25 protein-coding genes and 1 CRISPR repeat array are annotated in these 23,254 nt (G+C 69.3%); of the genes, 12 read left to right on the forward strand and 13 right to left on the reverse strand.

The genetic code is table 11. The features are described from left to right. Positions 1 to 125: 125 nt before the first annotated feature. Positions 126 to 2,012 carry an ABC transporter ATP-binding protein gene (locus tag UA75_RS13830; protein WP_083690693.1) on the forward strand — a complete coding sequence of 629 codons (1,887 nt, stop codon included), beginning with the start codon at positions 126 to 128 and terminating at the stop codon, positions 2,010 to 2,012. A gap of 73 nt (positions 2,013 to 2,085) precedes the next feature. Here UA75_RS13830 and UA75_RS13835 read toward each other — a convergent pair whose 3' ends face one another. The 5 genes from UA75_RS13835 to UA75_RS13855 form a co-directional block, all read right to left on the reverse strand. Next, a complete protein-coding gene (locus tag UA75_RS13835) occupies positions 2,086 to 3,327 on the reverse strand; it encodes a styrene monooxygenase/indole monooxygenase family protein (RefSeq protein WP_075740587.1) in 1,242 nt (413 codons plus the stop codon). Between the two features lie 179 nt (positions 3,328 to 3,506). Further along, positions 3,507 to 4,103, reverse strand: coding sequence for a GTP-binding protein (locus UA75_RS13840; protein ID WP_075740588.1), 597 nt, complete (start codon positions 4,101 to 4,103; stop codon positions 3,507 to 3,509). Then, the gene (locus UA75_RS13845) at positions 4,078 to 4,434 is read right to left on the reverse strand and encodes a DUF742 domain-containing protein (protein WP_075740589.1); all 357 of its coding nucleotides are present in this window, start codon (positions 4,432 to 4,434) and stop codon (positions 4,078 to 4,080) included. Before UA75_RS13845 ends, UA75_RS13840 begins: the two co-directional genes overlap by 26 nt. 25 nt (positions 4,435 to 4,459) lie before the next feature. After that, positions 4,460 to 4,900, reverse strand: coding sequence for a roadblock/LC7 domain-containing protein (locus UA75_RS13850; protein WP_075740590.1), 441 nt, complete (start codon positions 4,898 to 4,900; stop codon positions 4,460 to 4,462). After that, positions 4,890 to 6,182 (reverse strand): sensor histidine kinase, encoded by a 1,293-nt coding sequence (locus UA75_RS13855; RefSeq protein ID WP_075740591.1) that lies wholly within the window; start codon positions 6,180 to 6,182, stop codon positions 4,890 to 4,892. Before UA75_RS13855 ends, UA75_RS13850 begins: the two co-directional genes overlap by 11 nt. Positions 6,183 to 6,541: 359 nt before the next feature. On the opposite strand from UA75_RS13855, the gene UA75_RS32830 reads away from it, so the two are divergent. The 3 genes from UA75_RS32830 (at position 6,542) to UA75_RS13870 (ending at position 8,320) form a co-directional block, all read left to right on the forward strand. Further along, positions 6,542 to 7,063: a hypothetical protein gene (locus tag UA75_RS32830; RefSeq protein WP_157434164.1), complete on the forward strand. Its 522-nt coding sequence runs from the start codon at positions 6,542 to 6,544 to the stop codon at positions 7,061 to 7,063. A 134-nt stretch (positions 7,064 to 7,197) separates the two neighbouring features. Further along, positions 7,198 to 7,767, forward strand: coding sequence for an RNA polymerase sigma factor (locus tag UA75_RS13865; RefSeq protein WP_075740593.1), 570 nt, complete (start codon positions 7,198 to 7,200; stop codon positions 7,765 to 7,767). Beyond that, positions 7,760 to 8,320, forward strand: a complete 561-nt coding sequence (locus UA75_RS13870) for a hypothetical protein (RefSeq protein WP_075740594.1) — start codon at positions 7,760 to 7,762, stop codon at positions 8,318 to 8,320. The genes UA75_RS13865 and UA75_RS13870 overlap by 8 nt, the downstream gene beginning before the upstream one ends. A 50-nt stretch (positions 8,321 to 8,370) precedes the next feature. Here UA75_RS13870 and UA75_RS13875 read toward each other — a convergent pair whose 3' ends face one another. Beyond that, positions 8,371 to 8,946 (reverse strand): CGNR zinc finger domain-containing protein, encoded by a 576-nt coding sequence (locus tag UA75_RS13875; protein WP_075740595.1) that lies wholly within the window; start codon positions 8,944 to 8,946, stop codon positions 8,371 to 8,373. A 25-nt stretch (positions 8,947 to 8,971) separates the two neighbouring features. Between UA75_RS13875 and UA75_RS13880 the strand changes: the two genes are divergently transcribed. Together UA75_RS13880 and UA75_RS13885 are read left to right on the forward strand one after the other, a co-directional pair. Continuing rightward, complete coding sequence (locus tag UA75_RS13880; protein WP_075740596.1) at positions 8,972 to 9,259, forward strand: hypothetical protein; 288 nt, start codon at positions 8,972 to 8,974, stop codon at positions 9,257 to 9,259. Between the two features lie 44 nt (positions 9,260 to 9,303). Next, positions 9,304 to 9,684, forward strand: coding sequence for a hypothetical protein (locus UA75_RS13885; protein WP_157434165.1), 381 nt, complete (start codon positions 9,304 to 9,306; stop codon positions 9,682 to 9,684). A gap of 327 nt (positions 9,685 to 10,011) precedes the next feature. On the opposite strand, the gene UA75_RS13890 is transcribed toward UA75_RS13885, so the two are convergent. The 6 genes from UA75_RS13890 to UA75_RS13915 all read right to left on the reverse strand — a co-directional run bounded on the left by UA75_RS13890 (position 10,012) and on the right by UA75_RS13915 (position 13,799). Then, a complete protein-coding gene (locus tag UA75_RS13890; RefSeq protein WP_075740598.1) occupies positions 10,012 to 10,917 on the reverse strand; it encodes a MarR family winged helix-turn-helix transcriptional regulator in 906 nt (301 codons plus the stop codon). Positions 10,918 to 11,033: 116 nt separating this feature from the next. After that, on the reverse strand, positions 11,034 to 11,429 hold the full coding sequence (locus tag UA75_RS13895) for a hypothetical protein (protein WP_075740599.1): 396 nt from the start codon (positions 11,427 to 11,429) through the stop codon (positions 11,034 to 11,036). Next, positions 11,426 to 11,665 carry a hypothetical protein gene (locus tag UA75_RS13900; protein ID WP_075740600.1) on the reverse strand — a complete coding sequence of 80 codons (240 nt, stop codon included), beginning with the start codon at positions 11,663 to 11,665 and terminating at the stop codon, positions 11,426 to 11,428. Before UA75_RS13900 ends, UA75_RS13895 begins: the two co-directional genes overlap by 4 nt. After that, positions 11,662 to 11,955, reverse strand: a complete 294-nt coding sequence (locus tag UA75_RS13905) for a hypothetical protein (protein WP_157434166.1) — start codon at positions 11,953 to 11,955, stop codon at positions 11,662 to 11,664. Before UA75_RS13905 ends, UA75_RS13900 begins: the two co-directional genes overlap by 4 nt. Continuing rightward, a complete protein-coding gene (locus tag UA75_RS13910) occupies positions 11,952 to 12,287 on the reverse strand; it encodes a hypothetical protein (protein ID WP_075740602.1) in 336 nt (111 codons plus the stop codon). Before UA75_RS13910 ends, UA75_RS13905 begins: the two co-directional genes overlap by 4 nt. Positions 12,288 to 12,575: 288 nt before the next feature. Then, positions 12,576 to 13,799, reverse strand: a complete 1,224-nt coding sequence (locus tag UA75_RS13915; protein WP_083683192.1) for a helix-turn-helix domain-containing protein — start codon at positions 13,797 to 13,799, stop codon at positions 12,576 to 12,578. Between the two features lie 310 nt (positions 13,800 to 14,109). Here UA75_RS13915 and UA75_RS13920 point away from each other — a divergent pair, with 310 nt between their 5' ends. Continuing rightward, positions 14,110 to 14,736, forward strand: coding sequence for a 2'-5' RNA ligase family protein (locus UA75_RS13920; protein ID WP_075743794.1), 627 nt, complete (start codon positions 14,110 to 14,112; stop codon positions 14,734 to 14,736). Between the two features lie 282 nt (positions 14,737 to 15,018). Next, positions 15,019 to 15,868: a CRISPR direct-repeat array (repeat unit 37 nt; unit sequence GTGGCACCGGCCCTTCGGGGCCGGTGAGGATCGCAAC). A gap of 288 nt (positions 15,869 to 16,156) precedes the next feature. Next, the gene (locus UA75_RS13925) at positions 16,157 to 16,648 is read left to right on the forward strand and encodes an SRPBCC family protein (protein WP_075740604.1); all 492 of its coding nucleotides are present in this window, start codon (positions 16,157 to 16,159) and stop codon (positions 16,646 to 16,648) included. 433 nt (positions 16,649 to 17,081) lie between these two features. Here UA75_RS13925 and UA75_RS34500 read toward each other — a convergent pair whose 3' ends face one another. Next, positions 17,082 to 17,216 carry an NUDIX domain-containing protein gene (locus UA75_RS34500; RefSeq protein WP_318533310.1) on the reverse strand — a complete coding sequence of 45 codons (135 nt, stop codon included), beginning with the start codon at positions 17,214 to 17,216 and terminating at the stop codon, positions 17,082 to 17,084. Between the two features lie 429 nt (positions 17,217 to 17,645). Between UA75_RS34500 and UA75_RS13935 the strand changes: the two genes are divergently transcribed. The 4 genes from UA75_RS13935 (at position 17,646) to cas7c (ending at position 23,250) form a co-directional block, all read left to right on the forward strand. Beyond that, positions 17,646 to 19,862: a CRISPR-associated helicase/endonuclease Cas3 gene (locus UA75_RS13935; RefSeq protein WP_083683193.1), complete on the forward strand. Its 2,217-nt coding sequence runs from the start codon at positions 17,646 to 17,648 to the stop codon at positions 19,860 to 19,862. Beyond that, positions 19,859 to 20,527: a type I-C CRISPR-associated protein Cas5c gene (cas5c, locus tag UA75_RS13940; protein ID WP_075740606.1), complete on the forward strand. Its 669-nt coding sequence runs from the start codon at positions 19,859 to 19,861 to the stop codon at positions 20,525 to 20,527. The genes UA75_RS13935 and cas5c overlap by 4 nt, the downstream gene beginning before the upstream one ends. After that, complete coding sequence (gene cas8c / locus UA75_RS13945; RefSeq protein WP_232237750.1) at positions 20,524 to 22,281, forward strand: type I-C CRISPR-associated protein Cas8c/Csd1; 1,758 nt, start codon at positions 20,524 to 20,526, stop codon at positions 22,279 to 22,281. The genes cas5c and cas8c overlap by 4 nt, the downstream gene beginning before the upstream one ends. Positions 22,282 to 22,356: 75 nt before the next feature. Further along, on the forward strand, positions 22,357 to 23,250 hold the full coding sequence (gene cas7c / locus UA75_RS13950) for a type I-C CRISPR-associated protein Cas7/Csd2 (RefSeq protein WP_075740608.1): 894 nt from the start codon (positions 22,357 to 22,359) through the stop codon (positions 23,248 to 23,250). Positions 23,251 to 23,254: the final 4 nt, after the last annotated feature.

Here is a 23,254-nt window from a genome sequence, read left to right on the forward strand (position 1 = left end):
GTGTCAACATGACGCAGTCGTGTCTCGACGCGGCACAGCGGTGTCCCAAAATCGGGCCTTATGGGTCCATTCTGGTACCTTGAGTATTCATCGGGGAGTCGCCGGATCAATCGAGGAGCACAACCGTGACCGCGTCGGTCGAATCGCCCGCCCTGCGTTGGGCGAATCTGAGAGTCCTGTGGTCGTTCGTCCGGCCACATCGTCGAGTGCTGGTCTTAGGCACCGTGCTCGGCCTGGCGACCACCGGCGCCGGGCTGGCGACGCCGATGGTCACCAAGTGGCTGCTGGACGGCCTCGGCGCGCAGGCGCCCATCGGCCCCGCCGTCGGAGTGCTGGCGATCCTGCTCGTCGTCGGGGCGGTCGTGGGGCTGATCCAGGGGATCCTCCTGGGCACCCTGGCCGAACGGATCGTGTTCGACGCCCGAGGCTCCATGGTGCGTCGCCTGTTCCGGACCCGGATCGGCGAGCTGTCCGGCCGGTCCAGCGGGGAGCTGGTCACGCGGGTCACCTCCGACACGGTCCTGCTGCGGGAGGCCGCCGCCTCCAGCATCATCCAGCTCGTCAACGGCATCGTGGGACTGCTCGGTGCGCTGCTGTTAATGGCGATGCTCGACTGGGTCCTCTTCGCCACCACCATGGGCGCCCTGGCCATGGTCGGGATCGCCGTCGGCCTGCTCATGCCGAAGATCGCCGTCGCACAGCAGCAGGCCCAGGCGGCCGTCGGCAGGCTCGGCGGCGTGCTGGAGGGCGCGTTGCGTGCGTTGCGCACCGTCAAGGCGAGCCGCGCCGAGGGACGAGAGAGCGAGCGGGTCCTGCACGAGGCCCGCGAGGCCCGCCGGGAGAGCATCCGCGCCGTGCGCATCGACGCGATCGCCTGGACCATCGCGGGAGCGGGCATTCAGATCGCGATCATGCTGATCCTCGCGGTCGGCGCCTGGCGGGTCGGCATGGGCGCGCTGGCGGTCTCGAGCCTGGTCGCCTTCCTGCTCTACGCCTTCCAGCTCATGGACCCGGTGTCGACCCTCACCACCACCTTCAGCCAACTCCAGTCCGGCATCGCCGCCGCCGCACGGATTCGGGAGATCCAGGCCCTCGAGGTGGAGGAGCCCGGGGAGACGTCGAACGGCGCCGCCGAGGGGAGTGCCACGGGCACGGTCCCGCCAGCGCACACCGGCTCCTCGGCGGGACGTACCGACGCCGTGCTCTCGCTGCACGACGTCACCGCCCGCTACGCACCGGGCTCCGCCCCCGCACTCACCGGGGTGAGTCTGGACATCGTCCGCACCGGGCACACCGCCGTCGTCGGCCCCTCCGGAGCGGGCAAGACCAGCATGTTCTCGCTGATCTTGAAGTTCCTCCAGCCCGAGAGCGGCGAACTCCGACTGGACGGCGTCCCCTTCGCCGAGCTGTCCGCCGACGAGGTGCGGCGTCGCATCGTCTACGTCGAGCAGGACACCCCGCTGGTACCGGGAACCCTGCGCGAGAACGTGCTGTACACCCATCCCGACGCCGACGACGAGGCGGTCTGGGCCGCGCTGGCCGAGGTTCGTCTGGCGGACCGGGTGCGGGCGCTGCCCGACGGACTGGACACCTCCGTCGCCGACACGACGATCTCCGGGGGCGAGCGACAGCGCATCGCCCTCGCCAGGGCCCTCGTCTCCGACCCGGAGATCCTGCTGTTGGACGAGGCCACCGCCCAGCTCGACGGACTCACCGAGGCCGCCGTGCACGAGGTCATCTCGCGGGTCGCGGCACAAGGCGCGGTGGTCACCATCGCGCACCGACTCTCCACCGTGATCGACGCCGACCGGATCATCGTGGTGGAGGCGGGCCAGGTGCGAGCACAGGGCACCCATGCCGAGCTGCTGGTGGCCGATGAGCTGTACCGCGACCTGGTGGCGGCACTGCGGATCGCCACCACCGTCGGGCCGCTCCTGGCGGCCGGGACGGCGCCGATCGACGACCAGGCCGTGGCGGTCCCGGCCGTCCTCCCCGGCTCCGTCGTCGGCTAGGCCGGGCGGCGGGGTGGACCGGCCGGAGCTCCGGGGGCGGGCGGGAGCGGCAACTCCCGCCCGCCCCCGGCCCTCAGACGGACTGGCTCGCCGTCACCGAGGCCAGATAGCTCCTGGCCGTGTCGGCGTCGAAGAACCACTCCTGGAGGCTGGTCGGATCGGAGAACCCCGCGACGAACCGGGCCGCGACGGCCGGTGCCTGCGCCGCGGCGCCGAGGATCTCCGGGACGTGCTCGGGCGGGTGCAGCATGGTGTTGGTCCACGAGGTGGCGTGCCGGGCCTCGACCCAGTAACGGTCGAAGGTCTGCTGCATCCACTCCTGGTCGAACGGCTGGTCGCCGAGTTCCACGATGCTGTCCAGGTAGGACGCCGCGCACCGGCTCGCGTTGTTCGAGCCCTGCCCGGTGATCGGATCGTTGGCCACCACCACGTCGGCCATGCCCAGCACCCGGGCGCCGCCGGGCAGCTCACCGACCGGTCTGCGGACCACCGGGGTGTAGCCGCCCGCGAGGGTGGCCCGGTCGTCGGTCAGTTCCGCCCCCGCGCACCGTGCGTACTCCCACGGCACGTACTTCCTGATCAACTCGAGCATTCGACTCAGGTGATCCTGCGGCCCCGGCCGGTCCTGCCAGCAGTCCAGCGGCCCGCCCGGAATCCCCTCGAAGAACAGGATGTCGCAGGGCCCGCTGAGAGTGAGACCGGGGATCACGAACAGCTCGCCCACCCCCGGCATCGCGTTGAACCGCACCGCGGTCGTCTCGGGATGCTCCGGTCGAGGACCGAGGCCGTGCACGTAGGCGACCGACAGGGCACGCTGCGGGCTGGTGAACGGGGAGTGCGCGGGGTCGCGGTCGAAGAGCTGCACCAGCTCGCCCTTGCCCGCCGCGATCACCACCAGGTCGTAGAGCCGGGCCAGTGCGTCCAGATCCGAGGTCGTCACGCCGTGGAAGACGACCGTGCCGCCCCGGTCCTCGAACAGCTCCAGCCAGCCCGCCATCTTGAGCCGTTGATCCACCGACTGGGCGATTTCGCCGGTCGGCGCGACCCAGTCCAACACCCGGTCGCCTGCGGGCCCGGCCACCGACAGGCCTAGCCCGGTGATCTTCGGTGCGTCCTCCTCCCACAGGTTCAGCTCGTACTCCCGCTCCTTCTCCAAGGCCGGACCGAACATGCACTGGGTGGACATCACCCGCCCGCTCCGCAGCTCCTCCGGGGTGCGCGCCGACATGATCGTGACCGTGTACCCGTGTGCCAGCAGACTCAGGCCGAGCTGTAAACCGGCCTGGCCCGCCCCGACTATCAACACCTTCCGCATGTGCCACCCTTCGTAGCGCCGTGCTTCGACATGCAACCGGTCGAGTCGCGAGCGTCCGTTCGTCCGTCGTGGAGCCGCCCTCCTGGGGCGGAGCGCGGTCCACTGCGGACGGGCCGGAGACGATGACTCGGCGTCCTGGGATCTCGGCGGACCTCCGCCCGCACCGGCACCTCCCCGGCCTAGGACGGCCCGTAGGAGACGGTGAGGTCCATCGTGTAAGAGACCAGCTCCCGCAGCGCCTCGGCCGTCGAGCCGGGATCGCGCGCGTCACAGGTGGTCAGGGGAGTGTCCGGGGCGAGCGCCAGCGCGTCTCGCACCTCGTCCAGATCGTGGCCCAGCCTGCCGTCGAACTTGTTCACCGCGACGACGAAGGGGATGTCCGAGTCGTTCTCGAAGTAGTTGATCGCTGCGAAGGACTCCTGGATGCGTCGCGTGTCGACCAGCACGATCGCCCCTAACGCGCCGCGGGACAGGTCGTCCCAGAGAAACCAGAATCGGGCCTGGCCCGGCGTGCCGAACAGGTAGAGCACCAGGTCCGGGTGCAGGGTGATCCGGCCGAAGTCCATCGCGACCGTCGTGGTCGTCTTGTCTCCGCTCGGGTCGAGCGTGTCGACGCCCTCGCCCGCCTCCGTCATCCACGCCTCGGTGTTCAGCGGCGGCACCTCCGAGACCGAGGTCACGAAGGTGGTCTTCCCGACGCCGAAGCCACCCGCGATGACGATCTTCGCCGAGATCGTCAACGAGGAGAAGTCAGGCTGGAAGTCTCTTGAGTCCATCGAGAATCCTCTCCAGGATGTGCCGGTCGTACTGATAGGCGTGACCGGTCGGGTGGATGAACACCATCTCCTGGGCGGCAAGGTCGCTGATCAGGACGCGGATCACGCCCAGTGGAGTGGTGAGATGCGTGGAGAGTTCCGCGATCGACATCGTCATCCGCGCTCGTTCGTAGAGCGCTCGTGCCTCCGGCATCAGCGTCTCGCTGAACTCCGGGTCGTAGTGCGGCACCGAGATCAGCGTCTCCACCAGGAGGTGGTGGCGTGGTCTGGTACGTCCGCCGGTGATCGCATAGGGGCGCACCCTGGCGCTGCGCTTCGCGGTCGTGGCCATCCGTCGTCGGTCCTCCTCCGGCGGTTCAGTCGCTGGTGCGGCGGGCGGTGACCACGCGCCGCAGGTCGGAGCGGACCTGCGGGGTCAGCGCATGTCCTGCGTTGTCGACGAACTGCGTCATCTCGTAGGCGACGACCTTCATGTCGCAGCCCGGCGACGTGAGCACGGCGAGCCCGGCGTCCTCGCCGATCCCCATGAAGAGGAAGTACCCGCCGGTCAGTCGGATGATGATCTGCTCGCAGCTGCCCTTGCCGAAGAGCGTGGCGCTGTTGCGCGCGAGGCTGAGCAGTCCGCTGGAGATCGCCGCGAGCTGCTCGGCGTCGTCGCGGTCGACGGAGTCCGACGAGGTCAGCGGGAAGCCGTCCGAGGACATGATCAGGGCGTGCGTCACCCCGTGCACCCGGTCGACGAAGCCGTTGACCAGCCAGGCGAAGTCGCGCGGCCGCGTGTCGTTGTCAGTCGTCATGGACTGTCTCTCCATCTCGCTTCTGCTGGTCCTCCGCGTGCCTGCCCGCCCTGGCCGCCTGCTCGCCGTCGGCGAACGCGCCCAGGTCGGAGACGAGCTGTGCCCGACCTGCCCTCGCCTGCGCCTCGCCTCGGGAGGGCACGGCCGCCGGGGTTCTCGGCGCCGACTCCTCCGGCCGGACATCGGTGCGCAGGCTGCGTGAGATCCGTCGGGGCAGGCCGCTTGACGTGGTCGTCTCCACTTCTCGCAGGGCGGCCGCCGTCGGGGACGCGGCCGAGGAGTCGCCTCGCCTGCCCGCAGGCAGTCGTCGAGGCAGTCCGCTCGCCGTCACCTCGCTCGGCGGCGAATCCGCTGCCCTGGGGGCGGGCATCGAGGCCCGAGGCGTCGTCTTGCCCGGCGGCTCCGCGGGCTTCACCCAGGCGGCGGGCGCGGTCTCTCGAACCAGTTCGGTGCGCAGCAGCACCGAGGCGGTCGTGCCGTGCGGGGCCCGCCTGCCGAGCCACACCTTGATCTCGTGTTTGCGGGCGAGCGAGCGGACGACCGCGAGGCCCATGTGCTCGATCGAGTCGTTGTCCAGCCGAGGCGCGGAGACCAGCCGCTTGTTGAGCACGGCGATGCGTTCGGCCGGGAGTCCGATTCCGGCGTCCTCGACCCGCAGCAGCACACTGCCCTGCTCGGTGATGTGCGCGCTCACCGTGACGGTGGAGTTCGGCGGCGACTGCGCCGCCGCGTTGTCCAGCAGTTCGGCCACCAGCCTGCTCACGTCGTCGGCGGCGAACCCTGCCACCGCGAGTCCCGCCACCCGACCGATCTCGATGCGGGTGTACTGCTCGATGGAGGACATGGCCGCCCGGATCACGTCGATCAGCGAGGTGGTCTCCTCGGTGGTCGAGCCCGCCTCCTGCCCGGCCAGCACCCGCAGGTTCTCCGCGTTCCGCCGCAGCCTCGTGGCCAGGTGATCGAGGCGGTAGAGCCGCTTCAGGGTGTCGGGGTCGTCCTCGTCGACCTCCATCTGCTCCAGCATCGCCAGCAGGGAGTCGACCAGGTTGAGATCGCGGACCGCGATGCCCGCGCACATGCCTGCCAACACGTCGTCGCCCACTCGCGGCGTGACGGGACGGGCCTGCGGCGGGTCCTGGAACGGGGACGGCGGCGCCTTCGCCACGGGCGAGGCAGGCACGGGCGTCAACAGCTGCGCCGCTGCCGTTCGTGCCTGTGCCAGCAATGCCTTGGCACCATGCCGTCGGTACCGGTCGAGCAGGGATCGAGCACGGCTCACCATTCGGACTCGCAATCGTCGGCGCTGCTCCGCACGGCGGCGATCATAAGGGCTTTGAGTACGCGCCCAGGTACTGAGGGTGACGTCCGGCGTGGCTCGGGGTACTTCGACGGCATCGGCGCAGCGTATCCGAACGGTTGCTCTGAGTGGATACGTGCCTGCGTGTGCGGGGTGTCCGACGAGGCGAGCCGCTGTGTGTGCGCGGCCTCTGCCGAGGTGCGGGCGGCGCGGGCCGCTCGGCGCGTTCGTTTCTCGGCGGGGCCGCCGGAAGTGATCGGCGTCACGGCGGCCCCGGCAACCTTGTCGGTCCCCGGTCGCGTGCTTCGAAGTGAAGTGTCGTCGATCTTGTCGACACCGAGCCAATGAGAAGAGGTCACCTCGTGCGCATCAACCGCAAGGCGCTGACGGGTGCGATCGCGGCAGCCGGGCTCGCGCTGATCGTCGTGGCGGCTCCGGCCGTCGGGGAGGTCGTGGCCGGGTCCTCGGACGAGTCCGTTCAGGAGTCGACAACGGCGCAGGCACCGTCGGACGAGACGGGGGACCGGCAAATCGCCGGGCCGCCCGCGCCGCCGGTGGCGGACCCGCCTGCGCCGCCGTCGGGGGAGGTGCCGGTTCCGCCGCCGTCGAACCAGGTGCCGCCCACACCGTCGGAGGCGCCTGCTCCTCCGGTGGCCGAGCCGCCGGTGGCGGTCCCTCCGTCGGTGGAGGCGCCGGTGCCGCCCTCGGAGGAGGTGCCGCCTACGCCGTCGGAGGTACCCGCTCGTCCGGTGGCCGAGCCGCCCGTGGCGGTCCCGCCGCCGTCGGACCAGGCTCCGCCCACGCCGTCTGAGGTACCCGCTCCTCCGGTGGCCGAGTCGCCTGCGCCTCGAGCGTCCGAGTCGTAGGACGCTGAGGAACCACGATCGGTCGACGGACGGTCGGTTCATCATTCATCGCAGGCTGCGAGTCGGCAGGCGGGGGCGCTGTCACGCAGGCGGCGCCCCCGTGGCGGGCCCGTGGAACAGGAGACGACTTCGAAGTGAGTGCTTCGCACACACATTCGTCCCCGGCAGCGACCTCCGACGATGAGGCGTTTCGCCGTTGCTTCGACGAGTACGTCGAGGGTGTGCGGTTCACCGCGCGGCTGTTGTGCGGCGACTGGCACCGGGCCGAGGATCTGACTCAGAGCGCCTTCCTGAAGGTTTATCTCGCGTGGCCTCGGCTGTACCAGCGCGATCGTCTCGGGGGTTACCTTCGCCAGGTGGTGGTGCGGACCTTCGTGTCCGAGCATCGCAGGCTGTGGCGCAGGCGGGAGTGGCTGACGGACTCGACCCCGGAGCGCCCCGCCGAGGCGGCTCCCGACGACGATCGGATCGTGCTGTTGGACGCGCTGGCGACCCTGCCCGCACGACAACGGGCGGTCCTCGTCCTGCGGTACTGGCACGATCTCGGGATCAGCGAGGCTGCCGCGGCACTGGGCTGCACGGCGGGGACTGTCAAGAGCCAGACGTTCAAGGCCCTGGCGACTCTTCGTACACGACTGGGTGATCAGTTCGCCGAACGTGTCGCGGCATCGTCATCGACGGATGGAGTGAGAGGCGATGCCTGAGGAGGATCTCCGGGCGGACTTCGCCCGTCTCGCGCAGCAGGAGCCGCCGCCGACCGGGCTGCATGCCGACAAGATCATCCGACTCGCGCGCCGACGACGTCGAGTGCGGCGGACGGTGGGGATGCTGATCAGCGGCGGGTTGACGGCAGCGGTGATCATCCTGGCCGCGGTCGTACTGCCGGGCGGCCCCGACGACGCGCCGCCCGCGATTCCCGCCGGTCCGACACCCTCGTCACGCGACAGCGCCCCGAGCGTCCACCCGGAGGTCGAGGTGGTCCCGGACGATGAGAGGGCGGGCGAAGCCCCTCCGGAGCCCGACGAACCGGCCTCGCCGACAATGCCGCCTCCGCCAGAGGAACCCGTCCTGCCTGCGAGCCCGCCTCCGCCGGAGCAACGGAACTCTCCGTCGCACGAGAGCGACCTGACTGCCGGGATGGATCCCCCGGACGTGGACGGTCAGCCCGGCGTCGCAGAGCCGGATATGCGCGGACCCGACCTTCCGCCGGAGGAGGAGGCGGGCCTGGCCCCGCCTGCCCCGCAGAACTCCGGGTGAGGACCGTGCCGCTGCGCAGGCGCGGTGCTCGGTGACCCTGGTCGACGAGGTCAGGTGACCTGTTCGGTCGTCCTACCCTCGTGTCGGGTTCCGCCGTCCCGCCCCTCGGCCGCGTGCCGCCTGCGATGGTCGGCGACGTACACGCGGTTGGCGCATCGAGTCGAGCAGAACCGCCGTCGTCCATTGCGTGAGCTGTCCACGTACACGACCTCGCAGCCGTCCCGCGCGCACGAGCCGAGGCGCGTCGCGTCCTGGCAGATCGCCGTCGCCAACCCGGCTGCGGTGTAGGCCCGGAGCCGTTCCTCCAGCGGGCGTTGTTCGTCGGCGAAGTGCAGGTGTGGCGTGCGTCCGTGGTGTTGAGAGACGTAGGGCCGGGCGGCCGACTCGGCGAGCAGTTCGTTGACGCGGTCGACCTGCCGGTCCAGGTCGGTCTCGTCGAACATCGGCCGAAGCCGGGCAGCCCAGTCGAGAAGCCGCCCGGTCTGCTGCGGGGTCGGCCGCTGCCTGGGCAGATAGTCGTGGGTCACGAGGAGTTCGTACAGGTCGTCAGGGGAGGCGTCCGGCCCGAGGTTGACCAGCGCCGCCGCCATCTCGGCAGCCAGCCCGCCGTAAGGGTTGAAATACACTGAACCATGACACCACGCTGGGCGGATGAGTGTCGACCGGCGATCGAAACCGCGCTGCCCCTCCTGCGGTCGGGAGGATCTCGTCGAGGCCTCCCGGCACCGCACGTCGGAGGGCATGCTGAGCTACCTGCGCTGCTCCTGCGGTCGATGGCTGGTCGTGCGGTCGGCGACCCTGCTGGCCACGGCCATGCCGGGCTGGTGGGAGCCTGCCTCCGCTCGCGAGCGCGCGCCCTGGCGCAGGCGGGCCCGGGCGCAGTCCGTGCTCGACGACGGATCGGAGTCGCAGGCGCGGGAGACGCGCGGGCGGCTCTGACCGTCGACCCGTTCGGAGATCACCCGGGCGGGTAACCTGACGCCGTGAGCGAGCCGGCCGGACAGTCGCGAGCAGTCCCGAGCGACTTCTTCCCGCTGGATGCCCGCGTCCTCTCTCGGGATAGCCCGCCGAGATGGGGCGTCGTCGTCGACGACGGGCCGATGCCCGCAGGCCTGGTGCCCGTCCTGTGGGACGGCGACTTCTCCCCGATGACCGAGCACGTCACCGCGCTGCTGCTCGTCCCGCCGCCCGACATCGCGACGACGTCACCGCACCTCGCCATGGCGGGCACGTCCGGCCGCAGATGGCGCCGCTCGCCCGGCGTGGTGTTCCTCGCCCTCGGCGACGGCGGCACCGAGTACGGCAGCACCGAGCATGGCGCCGCAGCGGACGGTGGCCTGGAGTACGGCGACGCGGGCGGCTGAGCCTGCGTGCAGACGGCTGCTACAGGTAGATGTCGCCGCTGGTCACCGTTCCACGCCGAGGCGGCATCCACGGTGGTCGAGAACCGCGGGTTCAGCGCAACCCCCGGCGTGGCGCGAAGGTATCCGGAGTACGTGATCTCCGCGTGTGCCACGAAATGCCGGTTCCCGTCGCCGGATCGGGCCGCCGCATCGACGTTCCGCTCCATGGCAGACACCCGCTGCCGAGCGGCCGCGCTCTCCTGACGTCGCGCGGCGGGCAGGCGAGCCTTCTCCCTGCGGTACCGAGCGTCGACGCCTTCTCGTGCCCCCCTCGTCGGGATCTCCGGCTCACGTCCGCAGCCTGCCCAGCAGCGCGACCAGCACCGCCCGTTCCGTCGGCCGCAGGGCGGTGTCGGTGAGGCCGGCGGTCGTGACCGCGCGCAGCGTCTCCACCACCTCGATCAGGAACTCCGCACCCGAGGGCGTCAGCGCCAGCCGCCGGGCGGCGCGGGTTCCCTGCACCACCAGATATCCGCGTTCCGAGAGGCGGGTGACGCTGTGATCGAGGCTGCGGGGCGGCAGATCCAGCGCCGTGTTCGCGATGGCCTTGCGCATCGGACGCGGGGCCCGTGCGAGCAGCCGCAGCAGGCGATAGTCGTAGACGGTGATCCCGTGCGCGTGCCGGAGGGCCTCGGCGGGCTGCACCGTCCACCGCTGCACGGCGGCCAGCAGCGCCTCCCACACCAGCCAGGGCTCGGCGGTGTCGGCGTTGCCCGCCTGCGGGCCGGGCGTCGTGCCGCCGTTCGCCGCGAGCGGGTAGGGCCGGGTGATCGGAGAGGAGCCTGCCGCTGACCCGGTCGGTGCGGTTGCGGGTGACGGCGACACGGCTGCGGGCAGTCGTGTGGGAACCGACGGGTGAATGCGCGGAATCACCTGAAGCGGCAGCTTCGTCGTGCCGCCGGACTGACCGGTTCGGCCGGCAGGAGCGGCGGCGGCCTGCGATGTCGCGGCCTGCCCGGCGGAGTCGTGCGTGACGTCCGTGTGCCTGCCTGCGGGTCCGACGTCGGTGCCGCCTGCCTGTGCCGAGCAGGCTCCCGCCTCGCGGGCGGCCTGCGGCGGTGTCCGGGAAGTTGTGCCGCTCGGGGCCTGCCCGGCAGTGTCCGGCTTGACGGCGTTCTGTCGAGTGGCGGCCTGTTCGGTGGCGGCCTGTGCGGCGAAGGCCTGCGGCGGCCTGGGCGTCTGTTCGTCGGGCATGGGCCCGGTCTCTCCTTGTCGTCGAAAGAGGTGCCTCGACCTGCCGCGGCTGTCCGATCGCGCAGGCGAAGCGGGGTTCGATGGTTGTTCGAGGGCGATGGGCGGCGGTCGGGGAGTCAGGGCGCGAGACGCGGGGCGGCAGCGGGCAGCGCACGGCGCGTGCTCCCCGCGAGCGGCGGTCGCTCCGGAGCCGACGTTCGAAGACCCGTGCCGTCGCCGCCTGCGGCGCGAGGCGGTGGCGGGGCAGGCCCGGCGGCGCCGAAGTTCTGCGTCGGCCCAGGCACGCCAGTCGCCTGCTCGACGCAGTACCAACACGGCCGAACGCCGATCAGCCGAAGATCGCCGTCCACGTCGCAGGCAGGCGACGGACTCACGATCACCGGGGCCCCGCAGGCGGCGACCACCGCCGTCCCCTCGGCCGGGCGGCGTCCCCACACCAGATGTCGGTCCAGGCACAGCCCGGCCTGCGGCAGGGCGTCCTGAGTGAACCAGCACGCCGAGTCCGCGCTCATCGGACGACCGCCAGAGTCCTCGGCGCGGGAACCCGATCATCGTCGGTATGCGGCAGGCACAGCGGGCATCGCTGCTCGTCGTAGAAGCAGACGGTCAGGGGACGACGATTCATCGCCCGGAACTCGACCTCCGGGGCACACAACGGTCGGACGGGGCCGTAGCCGTTCCACTGCGCCGAGGCCAGATGCGTGTCCCCCGACCGCACCGTCCGCACGAACCACGCCACACTGGTCACGAGTCCACCGCCGGAAAGCACGTCGCGCAGCGCAGCAGCCGCACCCACTCGTCCACCGGCACGAGGACCGCCCCACAGACGGCGACGGTCACCGAGCGGTAGCCGTCGTCCCGCCGATGCTCCAACCGCCGGAACCGGCCTGCCCAACGTTGGTTGTCGGGCGCCTCGACAGTACCGACCGCCCGATCGACGGCGGCGGCATCACAGTCACGAGGCCCGTCGGCGGTCTCGGCCCGTTGTCCCCACTGCCGACGGCGGGGCGGTGTCGGGGCGAGGACCGTCGGCGTCACGTCAGGCTCCCGGAGAAGGCCCGCACCCACCCGTCCGGAGTCGCGGCGGACCGTCGGCGAGCCGCCACCACCGCACCCGCCCGACACTGAGCAGCGACGACGTCGAGCCGTCGGCGCACGGCTGCCCGCCGCTGGATTGCCTGTTCCTCGGCCTCGTCCCGCGCCGCCACCGTGCGCAGGTTCGCGGCGCGCAACCGAGCCCACTCCCGCCGCGACGGGGACCGCCGCACCGGGTGCGCTCGCCGCCACCGCCGCCACGCGAGTTCCACCGAGGGCAGCCCGACACACAGCACGACCAGAACCAGGAACAACGGGTCTTCGGTGAGGGTCATGACGCCACCGACCCCGGTGCCTGCTCCGCGCGCGAACGCCAGCCCGGCTTTGTCTCCGTGTTCTCACGCGGCTTGTCAGCTGGAACGGCAGACGCCACCTGTTCGCAACATCGTGTCATTCGCTGCCAACGCCTGAGCACGTCGCCACGACGCTTCGGGCTCGAACTCAGCCGGGTGAGCCGACTTCGACAACCTGTGCCCACTTCATCACCTCCGGTAATCATCGGTGACGTTAGGCGCGCAAGCAGGGATGAAAGGGGACAGATCGTCCCCCTTGACACCCTGTCCCTAGGCGAGGATGTCGAGCCGCTCGGCGAGTCTGGTCGCTTCGGAGCGAATCGTGGATCGGCCGGTCGTGGCCAGGCTGATGACGACGTCCCGTGCAGAAACACTGAACCGCAACGCCTCGGAGGAGTAGCGCTCCGCTTGGAGCAGCGGGATCAGTGCGCCGCTGTCACGCTGTTGGTGCAGGGCACGGGACACGTTGACCAGGTGCGAGGCCTGCCAACTCCGCGAGGGGATGGCATCGACGTCGACATCGTCGGCGTGCCGCAGTGCCTCAGTGGCGTCGCCGAGAGACTGGGCTATCCAGGTCTTGTGGAGATCGACGTGTTGCCGACTGAACCCATGGTGATGATGTCCATAGTGGGGTGACAGCGTGTCGACGACAGTTGCCGCTCGCTCCCAGTGCACCCACGCGGACGGGTCCTTGAGCTGGCGAGCCGTGGTCGAGGCTCGTGCCAGCTGTACCGCACCCCAGAGGGCACGGGTCTCATCGTCACCGTCGGCAAGTCGGGGATCGAGAGTGCGAGTCGCCGTCTCCAACATCTCCAAGGCCTGTTCAGCACGATCGGTGACACGGAGAGCGAACGACGAGTACAGCAGCGATGCCGCCCGGGCGGCAGGGTCGTCGGCATCTTCACCGGTCTGCTGCCCTCGGTCGACCGACAGCCAGTACCAGTGCCTGCCGTTCTCCTGCCAGGCAAGATATGCCTGACACAAGTGGTAGACATCCGCCAGCGCACCGCGCGCCCGCTTGCGTGCATCCCCTTCGGACTCACGCACCGCAGCCCGGCCGGCTCGGATCAGACCGGGAAGCTCTCCTGCGGCATAGGTCCGCTGGGTAGGGGAGGAGTGCCAGTCACGCCAGGCCCGCGCCACCGCCGCTGTGTAATGGTCGACGGAAGGCGCGGCCTCGGTGTCGGGCAGATACTCCGTCAGCGCGTGTCCGACCATCTCCGCAGCCGGATGAGCGGGACATTCCGCGATCTGCACCGGGGCAGAGAGATCACCGCCGTACAGTGCGGCGAGATCCCGTATTCCCAGTTCACGTGCCACCTGCGCCGCCATGCCCAACGGCAGACCACGCTCACCACGTTCGATCTTCTTCAGCCAGTCTTCGGACTTCCCGACCAAGCCTGCCAACACGGCGCGAGACTTCCCGCTACGTTCCCGGTGTCTGCGCAACCGGCTGCCGACGTCACGACGATGGTCTGCATTGCTCACAGGCATGGGAGATCACGTCCACTCGTCTCGGCGAAGCCGCAGCCTCGCGCTGCCGTTTTGCCTCCATGACGAGTCTAGGCAGAGAGAACGACGATGCGTCGTCGCCTGATAGCTGTCGGTATATTGACGGCAGTGGGACGGCGAACCGGAAGAGGCTATGCCGGATCTGCAGATGTGGTTGGCCGCTGCGCGCTTGTCCGACACTCCCTCCACCTTGTTTGGCGGGGCGGAGCTTTGTGAGACTGATTGACCAGGCTGCGGCGGTCCATAAATGCTTGGAGCTGTGTCTGCGTAGGAGGAGCCCCGCGTGGAATCGATGGCGGATCACTGGTGGTGGCGGCCGGGATGGCGAGTCGGCCGGTCGTTCTGGACCTGGCATGTCACGTTCGCCGCCCAACCGGGCGTGCAAGCCCTCGTCGACGCCTATGCACCCTGCTTCGACGGCCTGGGCGGGCTCGACCCGGTTCCCGTCGAGTGGCTGCACTTGACCATGCAGGGTCTCGGGTTCACGGATGAGGTGGAGCACACCGACGTCGACGCCATCGTGCTCGCCGCGCGCCGTCGCTTCGCGGAGGTAGCACCGTTCGCCGTGACGGTCGGTCCGGCCGGACTCGATCCGGAGACGGTCCACCTGCCCGTGCGCCCGGCCGAGCCGCTGATCGAGACCCGCAGTGTTCTGCGCTCGGCGATCAACGACGTCTGGGATCACGTACCAGAACGCGCCGATGGCTGGCGACCTCACGTCACCCTCGCCTACTCCAACGTGAGCGGCCCCGCCGAACCGATCGCAGACCGTCTCGCCGCGCACGGTGCGCACATCGCGGAAGTCACCGTCTCGGCCCTGAGCCTCATCGAACTAAACCGTGATCACCGACAGTACGAATGGACCGACGTCGCGACCGTGGGTCTCACCGGATCACGCAGCGACATGGCCACTGAGTGACTGATGGGACTGAAAGACCCCGTCCGGTCCACTCTGGAGACTGACGCGACCTGCCGAGCTTGCCCGTTCGATGCTGCCGCTCTCGGTACTGTCCGATGACTTCCTACGTTCGCCAGCAGCGAGGGATGAAGGGCTGCTGATCCACTGGCCTTGTCGCTGGCCGCTTAGGGAGGGCAAGCGTCGGGCGACACGCCGTGTCACTCCGAACCGTCTGCCGGGCGTGTCGGTCAACATCCGATAACCTCACGACGTCTCGAACTGCAATGCCCCTGTACAAGCAGGGTGGCACCGGCCCTTCGGGGCCGGTGAGGATCGCAACATCCGGGTGGCGCCCTCCTCCTGGTCCTCGTCGACGGGGTGGCACCGGCCCTTCGGGGCCGGTGAGGATCGCAACCCCCACAGGTACACCCCCCCCCTGCACGGGTACGGGTGGCACCGGCCCTTCGGGGCCGGTGAGGATCGCAACCACTCCTGGAAGGCGCGGCCGGCCTCTCGCTGGCCCGGTGGCACCGGCCCTTCGGGGCCGGTGAGGATCGCAACTCCTTTCGTCGTGCCCCGGCCGGTCCGGCCGGGGCGGTGGCACCGGCCCTTCGGGGCCGGTGAGGATCGCAACCGCTGCGACCACCAGCGCCGCCGGTGACGCTGGCCGGTGGCACCGGCCCTTCGGGGCCGGTGAGGATCGCAACCAGCGGCTGTGACCGATCACCCCACCGGTGACCACACGTGGCACCGGCCCTTCGGGGCCGGTGAGGATCGCAACCTGGAGCACTGCCGCCACGTGGCTGGCGTAGAACTCGGGGGTGGCACCGGCCCTTCGGGGCCGGTGAGGATCGCAACGAGATCCGCGCCGCCTCATCGAGGAGTAGGCCGACGGGTGGCACCGGCCCTTCGGGGCCGGTGAGGATCGCAACTCGAGGATGCGGGGGTTGTACTCCCCCGGGTAGGGGGTGGCACCGGCCCTTCGGGGCCGGTGAGGATCGCAACCCGACCTCGTGAAGGGCGGTGTCCCCGGAGTCCGTCAGTGGCACCGGCCCTTCGGGGCCGGTGAGGATCGCAACCATCGCGTCCGTGCAGTTGCCGGATCTCGGAGTGCGGGTGGCACCGGCCCTTCGGGGTCGGTGAGGATCGCAACACCTACTTCGACACCGCCACCGAACCCGTGCCCTGGGCCGATCAGAACAAGCCACGCTGTCGGCGTACGAGTCGCAATGCAGCGCCGCGCACGCCACCGAGTACACGACGACCATCGACATCCGTAAGCTCAGCGACGAGCCAGCGGTCGAGTCGGCGTCGGCACATCGAGATGATCGACTACACAGGGTGATGCATGTCAACCCGGCGGCGCCCTGATTTGCCGAGCTCAGCGCGCCCGGCGCTGTTAACGTGCGCTCGCACATCTGAGAATTCGGAGCGCGCCGCCATGAAGTACACCGTCTCGATCGAGATCGCTCTGCCGAGGGAGCGAGTGGTCCAGCTGCTGGCAGACCCGGCGCATCTGCCGGAGTGGCTGCGGGGCTTGGTGCTGCACGAGCCGCTCAGTGGCACACACGGGCAGGTCGGCACCACGTCGCGAGTCGTGATGCAGATGGGCAAGCAGAAGATGGAGTGCACCGAGACCATCACACGTCGGGAACCGGTGGACCTGCACGCGATACCGAGGGACATTGTTGTTCATTTCGACCGCGAGATCGTCGGCGAGGGCATGTGGAGCGCCGTGCGCGACCGGCTGACCGAGGCCGGTCCGCAGTCGACGCTCTGGCAGAGCGAGAACGAGTATCGGTTCAGCGGCTTGCTGATGCGGCTGGTCGGGCTCTTGATGCCCGGCGCCTTCCGCAAGCAGTCGCAACAGCACATGCAGGACTTCAAGGCATTCGCCGAGCAGGGACAAGATGTCCGCGACGCAGAGGGCTGATCAGCGGTCTTCGATAGGTGACTTCTTCTCAACCCTCTCCCCGAAGGACAGCCGGGTGGGTGGGGGCAGTCCCCGCTAAACCGATCGCCGACCGTCTTGCCGCGCACGAACGCGCCCATCGCGATTCGGGAGAGCGGGCCGTCGCAGGCTCAGAGCCACGGTTCCTGCCGCCCAACCGGGGCCATCGCGTCGGGGTGTGCAGCCGCGCCGCCCGGGTGGAGATCGACAGCTGGTAGCCCTCGGCCATTCGCACGCCGCCGACTTCGGCGACCGGTATCAGAGCGATCTCGTTGTGCTCGTGCGAGAGCACCGGGTCGGCCTCGGTGTCGTCGGGATGACAGCCGTAGGTCACGAACAGCACTGTCTTGCGGGCGAGCGCGATGTAGTAGGGCCAGGCATCCAGAATTGGACCCGTCGTGACGGGCCACGAGGATCACTCGACGATTTCCCGCGTCACGCCTTTCTCGGGTGTCTTACCGAGTTTGAGACGGCCGCCGGGCCGCTCCCACTCGTCGCGCTCGTTGCGCAGCAGGAGAACGGCACCGTCGCGGATGACGACGCCGTTGATTGAGACGGGTTACCCGCCGGGGATCGTCATCGGGTCCCCACTGTGCGTAGGCGACAAGCAGAACCTAGCTGCTGACGGCCGCACCGACCAGAAATTCTGAGCAGGTCGACAGACACCGCGACCTTGTCCACCGCTGGCACGTGACGATGGACGTTGCGATCCTCACAGGGGCTGACCTGCGGAGCCGGCGCTGATGTGCGCCGATCGCCGTCGCAGGGACGCGATCAGGCTACCGCCCGGATCTAGAGCCGTCGTCCCTGGTTGCTGCCGCGCGAAGCTTGGCGCTCGATCGCTGGGCGAGCGGCGTGGCCGAGTGCGGTCAACGACGACTATCGCGCCGCCCACCGAAGTCAATCAGTCACCCTGTGTATCGTCTCGCCCGTCGGTGACGGTCGTCGGGACACCCACAGTGTGACAGGAGCGCGGGGGATGTGGGCTCACAGTTCCAATGAGCGGGGGGAGTGGCATGTCCTCTCCGATCATGCCCTGTCCACTGCCGAACTCGCTCAGCGCTTCGCTGCGGAGTTCCGCGCAGGCGATCTCGGCTACGCGCTCGGGCTTTTCCATGATGCAGGCAAGGCCTGTTCGTCCTGGCAGGACGGTCTGCGCAAGGCCGACGTGCACAAGGGTGCGGTCGGGGTCCCGCACAAGCAGCTGGGCGCGCACCTCTTGAGTTCCGTTGCCGGCCCGGCGGCGTTGGCGATTCTTGGGCACCACGGCGGTCTCACCGAACTCGGCGCCTTGCACGACCTCTTGGAGACGCAACCGGATCAGGTGACCGTGCGTGCCTTTCTCGCCGAGGTCGAGGACGCCGAGCGCGTGCTGGATCTTCCACCGGGCTCCCTGCTTCCACAGCACTGGCGACGGTCCGAATCGATCCTCGACTTGGGCATCCGGTTGGCGTTCTCGGCCTTGGTGGACGCAGACCATCTCGACACGGCGGCGCATTTCGCAGGTCGTTCCGCACCCGAGGTCCGACCGGACACCGACCTGGCCGTGTTGCGCGACCGGTTCGAGGCCGGGCGTGCGGCGCACCTGGCGCATCGTGATCAGTCTCCACTGGACGACGTCCGTCGACAGGTGTATCGACGTGCGATCGAACATGCCGCCGAGAAGCCGGGGATCTTTCGCATGCCTGCCCCCACCGGAGTGGGGAAGACGCTGGCCGCAGGCGGATTCGCACTGCATCACGCGGCGGAGCACGGAATGCGGCGGGTGATCGTCGCGGTCCCCTTCATCACGGTGACCGAGCAGAACGCCGGGGTCTACCGATCGCTGCTGGGGCCTGATGCGGTGCTGGAACATCACTCGGCAGTGCGGCCTGCTGAGCATTCGACCGATGCCGGGGCGCAGGAACAGCGGCTTCGGGCCGCGGTGGAGAACTGGGACAGCCCGTTCGTCGTGACCACCACCGTGCAGCTCTTCGACTCGTTGTTCGGCCGTAAGTCGTCGCAGATGCGCAAGCTGCACCGGCTGGCCAACGCGGTGGTCGTCTTGGACGAGGTACAGGCGCTTCCCCTGCGAGTGCTCACGCCGATCCTCGATGCACTGCGAATCCTGTCCGAGGAGTTCGGCACGACGGTGTTGTTGACCTCGGCGACGCAGCCGTCGTTTCAGGCTCTCGACGTCTGGAGCGAACTGCGCGTGCACGACGTGGTGGACGAGCCCCGTGAGCTGTTCCGGCAGATGCGTCGGGTGGTGTACCGCTGGTGGCTGGATCCTAGGCCGACCCTCGTCGAGGTGGCCGAGGCGGCGGTCGAACACGATCAGGTGTTGGTCGTGGTGAACACGATCGCCGACGCCCGCGAGATCTATCAATCCTGGGCGGGCCGGGGCTTCGGCGACGTCTTCCATCTGTCGACTCGGATGTATCCGGGTCACCGCAGGCGGGTGCTGGCGACGGTGCAGCGCCTTCTCTCCGAGAAAGAGCCGGTACGGCTGGTGTCGACGCAGCTCATCGAGGCCGGTGTCGACGTCGACTTTCCGGTGGTGTTCCGGGCGTTCGCCCCGGCGGAGGCGTTGCAGCAGGCGGCGGGCCGCGCGAACCGGGAGGGGCGTGCCGAGACGGGCCTGGTGGTGGTCTTCGACGCGGAGGACATGTCCGCTCCGTCGGGCTATCGGATCGGGACGAAGGTGACCGGGGAGGTGTTCGGCCAGCAGGATGCAGGCGTGGTCGACCCGGACGACCTCGACGCGCTGGACGTCTATTACCGCGCGTTGTATCAGCGGTCGAACGCCGAGAACGGCGCTCGGGCGAGGGCGATCCAGGACAACCGGCGCAGGCTCGACTTTCTCTCGGTCGCCGAGGGGCCGCCGCACGCGGGCGGAACGGGTCAGGTTCGGGATTCGACGCTGGCCTTTCGGATGCTCGACGACGACACCGTCCCGGTCGTGGTGACCGAGGACGACGGGACGACGCCCGCCGCCGAACTGGTGGAGCGGCTCGCGCGACATCCCGAGGAGGCGGGGCGGCTGCTGCGCAGACTCCAGCCCTTCGTGGTGTCGCTGCCTCGTCGAGTCGTAGACGACCCGGCCGTGGTGGCGTTGTGTCGGCCGCTCCTCGGTGATCTCTATGAATGGCGCGGTTCCTACGACCGGGCCTACGGCCTTGACACGACAGGTTCGACTGAGCAGGAGGTCTGGTGAGGGAGGAACTATCGCCGTCGGCGTCGGGGGAGCCGCCGGTGAGTGTGCAGGTCTGGGGGCCGGGCGCGTTGTTCACCCGCCCTGAGCTGAAGGCCGAACGGGTGAGCTATCCGGTGATGACGCCGACGGCGGCGATCGGGGTGCTGGAGGCGATCTTCTGGAAGCCGGAGTTCCGGTGGCGGCCGGTGGCGATCGACGTGCTCAACCCGATTCGGCAGTTCACTCAGCGCCGCAACGAGACCACGGATCTGGTGTCGCCGTCGGATGCCTTGCTGCGCCGCCGGACCGTCGACACCGCAGAGAATCGGACGCAACGTCATGCGGTGTGTCTGCGGGACGTGGCCTATCGCATCCATGCGCATGTTGAACTGGAGCCGCATGCCACGAAGAACGAGGCTGCCTACCGCGACCAGTTCCGCAGGCGCGTCGAGCGCGGCCAGTGCTTCCACCAGCCGTATCTGGGAACTCGGGAGTTCAGCGCCTATTTCGGAAAGATCGACGAGCGGGAGCGGATCACCGGCCACTCCGATCTCGGGGTGATGCTGCACAGCGTGCGGCGCAGGGGAGAGGACGTCGCCTTCTCCTGGTTCACCGCGCGACTGGAGAACGGTCGGATGCACATCCCCCGCACCGGAATCACCGCAGCTCAACCAGTGGGGGCATGATGTTGCTGCAGCGCTTGGTGCAGTACGCCGAGGAGACCACCGACAGCGCGCCGTTCCACCGGGAACGGGAGTTCGTCTGGCGGATCGATCTCTTCAGCGACGGCCGCCCGGCCCGTCTGACCGACATCCGAGAACCCGATGCCAAGGGACGGCTCCGGGGATTTCGGGAGTCGACGCCCGCGATGACGCGCTCGATCCAGGTCGCCGCGCAGTTGGGCGCCGACGACGTCCAGTACGTGCTCGGATGGGGGGACGACACCACCAAGCCGGACCGTGTCGCGCAGTGCCATCAGCAGTTCATCGAGCTGGTCTCGGCGTGGGCCGACACCGCCGGGCACGAGCCCGCCGCCGAGACGGTGCGGGCCTTCTATCGGGACGGCGACTACACCCACTGGGAGCGCCCGGAGGGGTACGGGGCAAAACAGGGCGTGCTACTCGCGGTGGACGGGCAGCTGCTCAGCAAGGCCCACTCGGCGATCCGGTTCTGGACCGACGAGGTCACCCGGCGCAAGAGCGGCAAGGACGCCGCCGCCGGGTTGTGCCTGGTCTGCGGGCGGCACGGTGCGCTGGTCAAGACGATCCCCACCAAGATCGCCGCGCGTCTGGTGCCGGGAGCGGGTAATGACGTCGCGCTGGTCAGCGTCAACGAGAACGTCTTCGGCTACGGCCTGACCACGAGCCTCGCGCACACTCCGATCTGCTTCACCTGCGGCAATGCCTTCAGCACCGGCCTGACCCACCTGCTGGGCTCGGAGCACGCCTATCGGCTGCCCGGCCAGGACAGCGTCATGGCCTGGTGGGTCGTCGGGGCCCCTCCGCGTGACGTCTACGACGTGATGCCCCGCACCGCGGACCCCGGCGCGGTCCGGCGGCTCCTCTCGCGGCTCCGCTCCGGTGATCTGGATCGGGCTGCCGCGCTGGCCGACCAACAGGAGAGTTCGGAGCGCTTCTGCTCGGTCACTCTCGGCGGAAACAACTCTCGGATCATGGTCCGGGACTGGATCGACATGCCGCTGACCTCGGCGCTGCGCAACCTCGCGCTCTGGCACGAGCACTCGCACATGGTCTCCGAATGGGAGGACGAGCCGCAGCGTCACGGACTCGCCATCCTGCTGATGGCGACCGGCCGGTGGGAAGGCAGCCGCTACGCCGACCACAGCTCCCGCTCCGCCCGCCGCCCGGAACACATCCAGCGTGACCTGCTCGCCCGCGCCCTGCGGGGCGTCGCTCTACCGCCGTCGGTGCCGCACCACGTACTGCGCCGCATCGGCGCCGACGGACACATCGACTCTGCCCGCGCCGCGCTCCTGCGTCTGGCGCTATGCGATCCGAAAAAAAAGGAGCCCTCCGTGACCGCCGGTCTCGACGAGAAGAATCAGGACACCGCGTATCTGTTCGGCCGCATCTTCTCGGTGTTGGAACAGATCCAGTATGCCGCCAGCGAGGGCAAGCTCAACGCGACCTTCGGCGATCGACATCTCGCAGGTGCCGTCGCCAATCCCACGCCCGCCGTGGCCGCAGGACGCAAGCTCGCCTCGGCCTGGCTGGCCAAGCTCCGGCGGCGCCCGAATACCCGGGCCAAGGCCGTGGCATTCGCCGAGACGCTGGACCTGATCGCCGATCTGGCCGACGCGAGCAAGCCGCTCCCGACGTATCTGCCTGCCCGCAGGCAGATGCAGTTCGTCCTCGGTTACCACCAGCAACGCGCCCACGACAGGGAACAGGCCCGGGCCCGCAAGGCCGCGCAGTCCTGACCGACGTACCCCCGTCATCCCGCTCTCGCTGCTCCGCCCGGCTTAGGGCGATTCTCACGAAAGGCACGCTCTCGCATGAGCACTCCGGCGCACCTCGACCCCACCGTCCGCCACGACATGGTGTTCCTGTTCGACGTCACGGACGGAAACCCCAACGGCGATCCGGACTTCGGCAACCGGCCTCGGATGGACGAGGAGTCGGGCCACGGTCTGGTCACCGATGTCGCGATCAAGCGCAAGATCCGCAACACCCTCCCGCTGGCCGCCGACGGCGACTCCCGGTACGGGATCTTCGTGGAGGCGGGTCACGCGCTGAACACCCGCGCGGCGGAGACGATGACCGCCAACAACCTCGACTCGAACAAGAAGCGCCTTACTGAGGAGGAGTTGCAGGCCGGGCGATCCTGGCTCACCGAGCGCTACGCCGACATCCGGCTCTTCGGTGCGGTGCTGAGCACCGGAGACACGAAGGCCCTCGGCCAGATCTACGGTCCGCTGCAGGTCACCAACGCCCGCAGCTTCGATCCGGTGGCGCCGCAGCAGCACACGATCACCCGCGTCACCCAGACGACCCAGCCAGACATCGACAAGGGCGAGTCCACCGAGATGGGCAGCAAGTGGACCGTCCCCTACGGGCTCTACAAGGCCGAGCTCTACTACTCCGCCTCCCGAGGCGCTCAGACCGGCGTGGACAGTCGCGACTTCGAACTGCTCTATCGCAGCCTGGAGATGATGTTCGACCACGACCGCTCGTCGGCGCGCGGCACGATGACGGCCCGAGGACTGTACGTGTTCAGCCATGACAACGCCTTCGGCAACGCCCCCGCGCATAAGCTCGCCGGGCGCGTCTCCGTGAACAAGGTCGACCCGGATGCGGACCTGCCGCCTCGGTCCTTCGGCGATTACGTCGTCTCCGTCGCCGCCGACGACCTGCCTGCCGGGATCACCGTCACCAAGCTCATCGCCTGAGCCG

The organism is Actinoalloteichus sp. GBA129-24 (assembly GCF_001941645.1).
Taxonomy (GTDB): domain Bacteria; phylum Actinomycetota; class Actinomycetes; order Mycobacteriales; family Pseudonocardiaceae; genus Actinoalloteichus_A; species Actinoalloteichus_A fjordicus.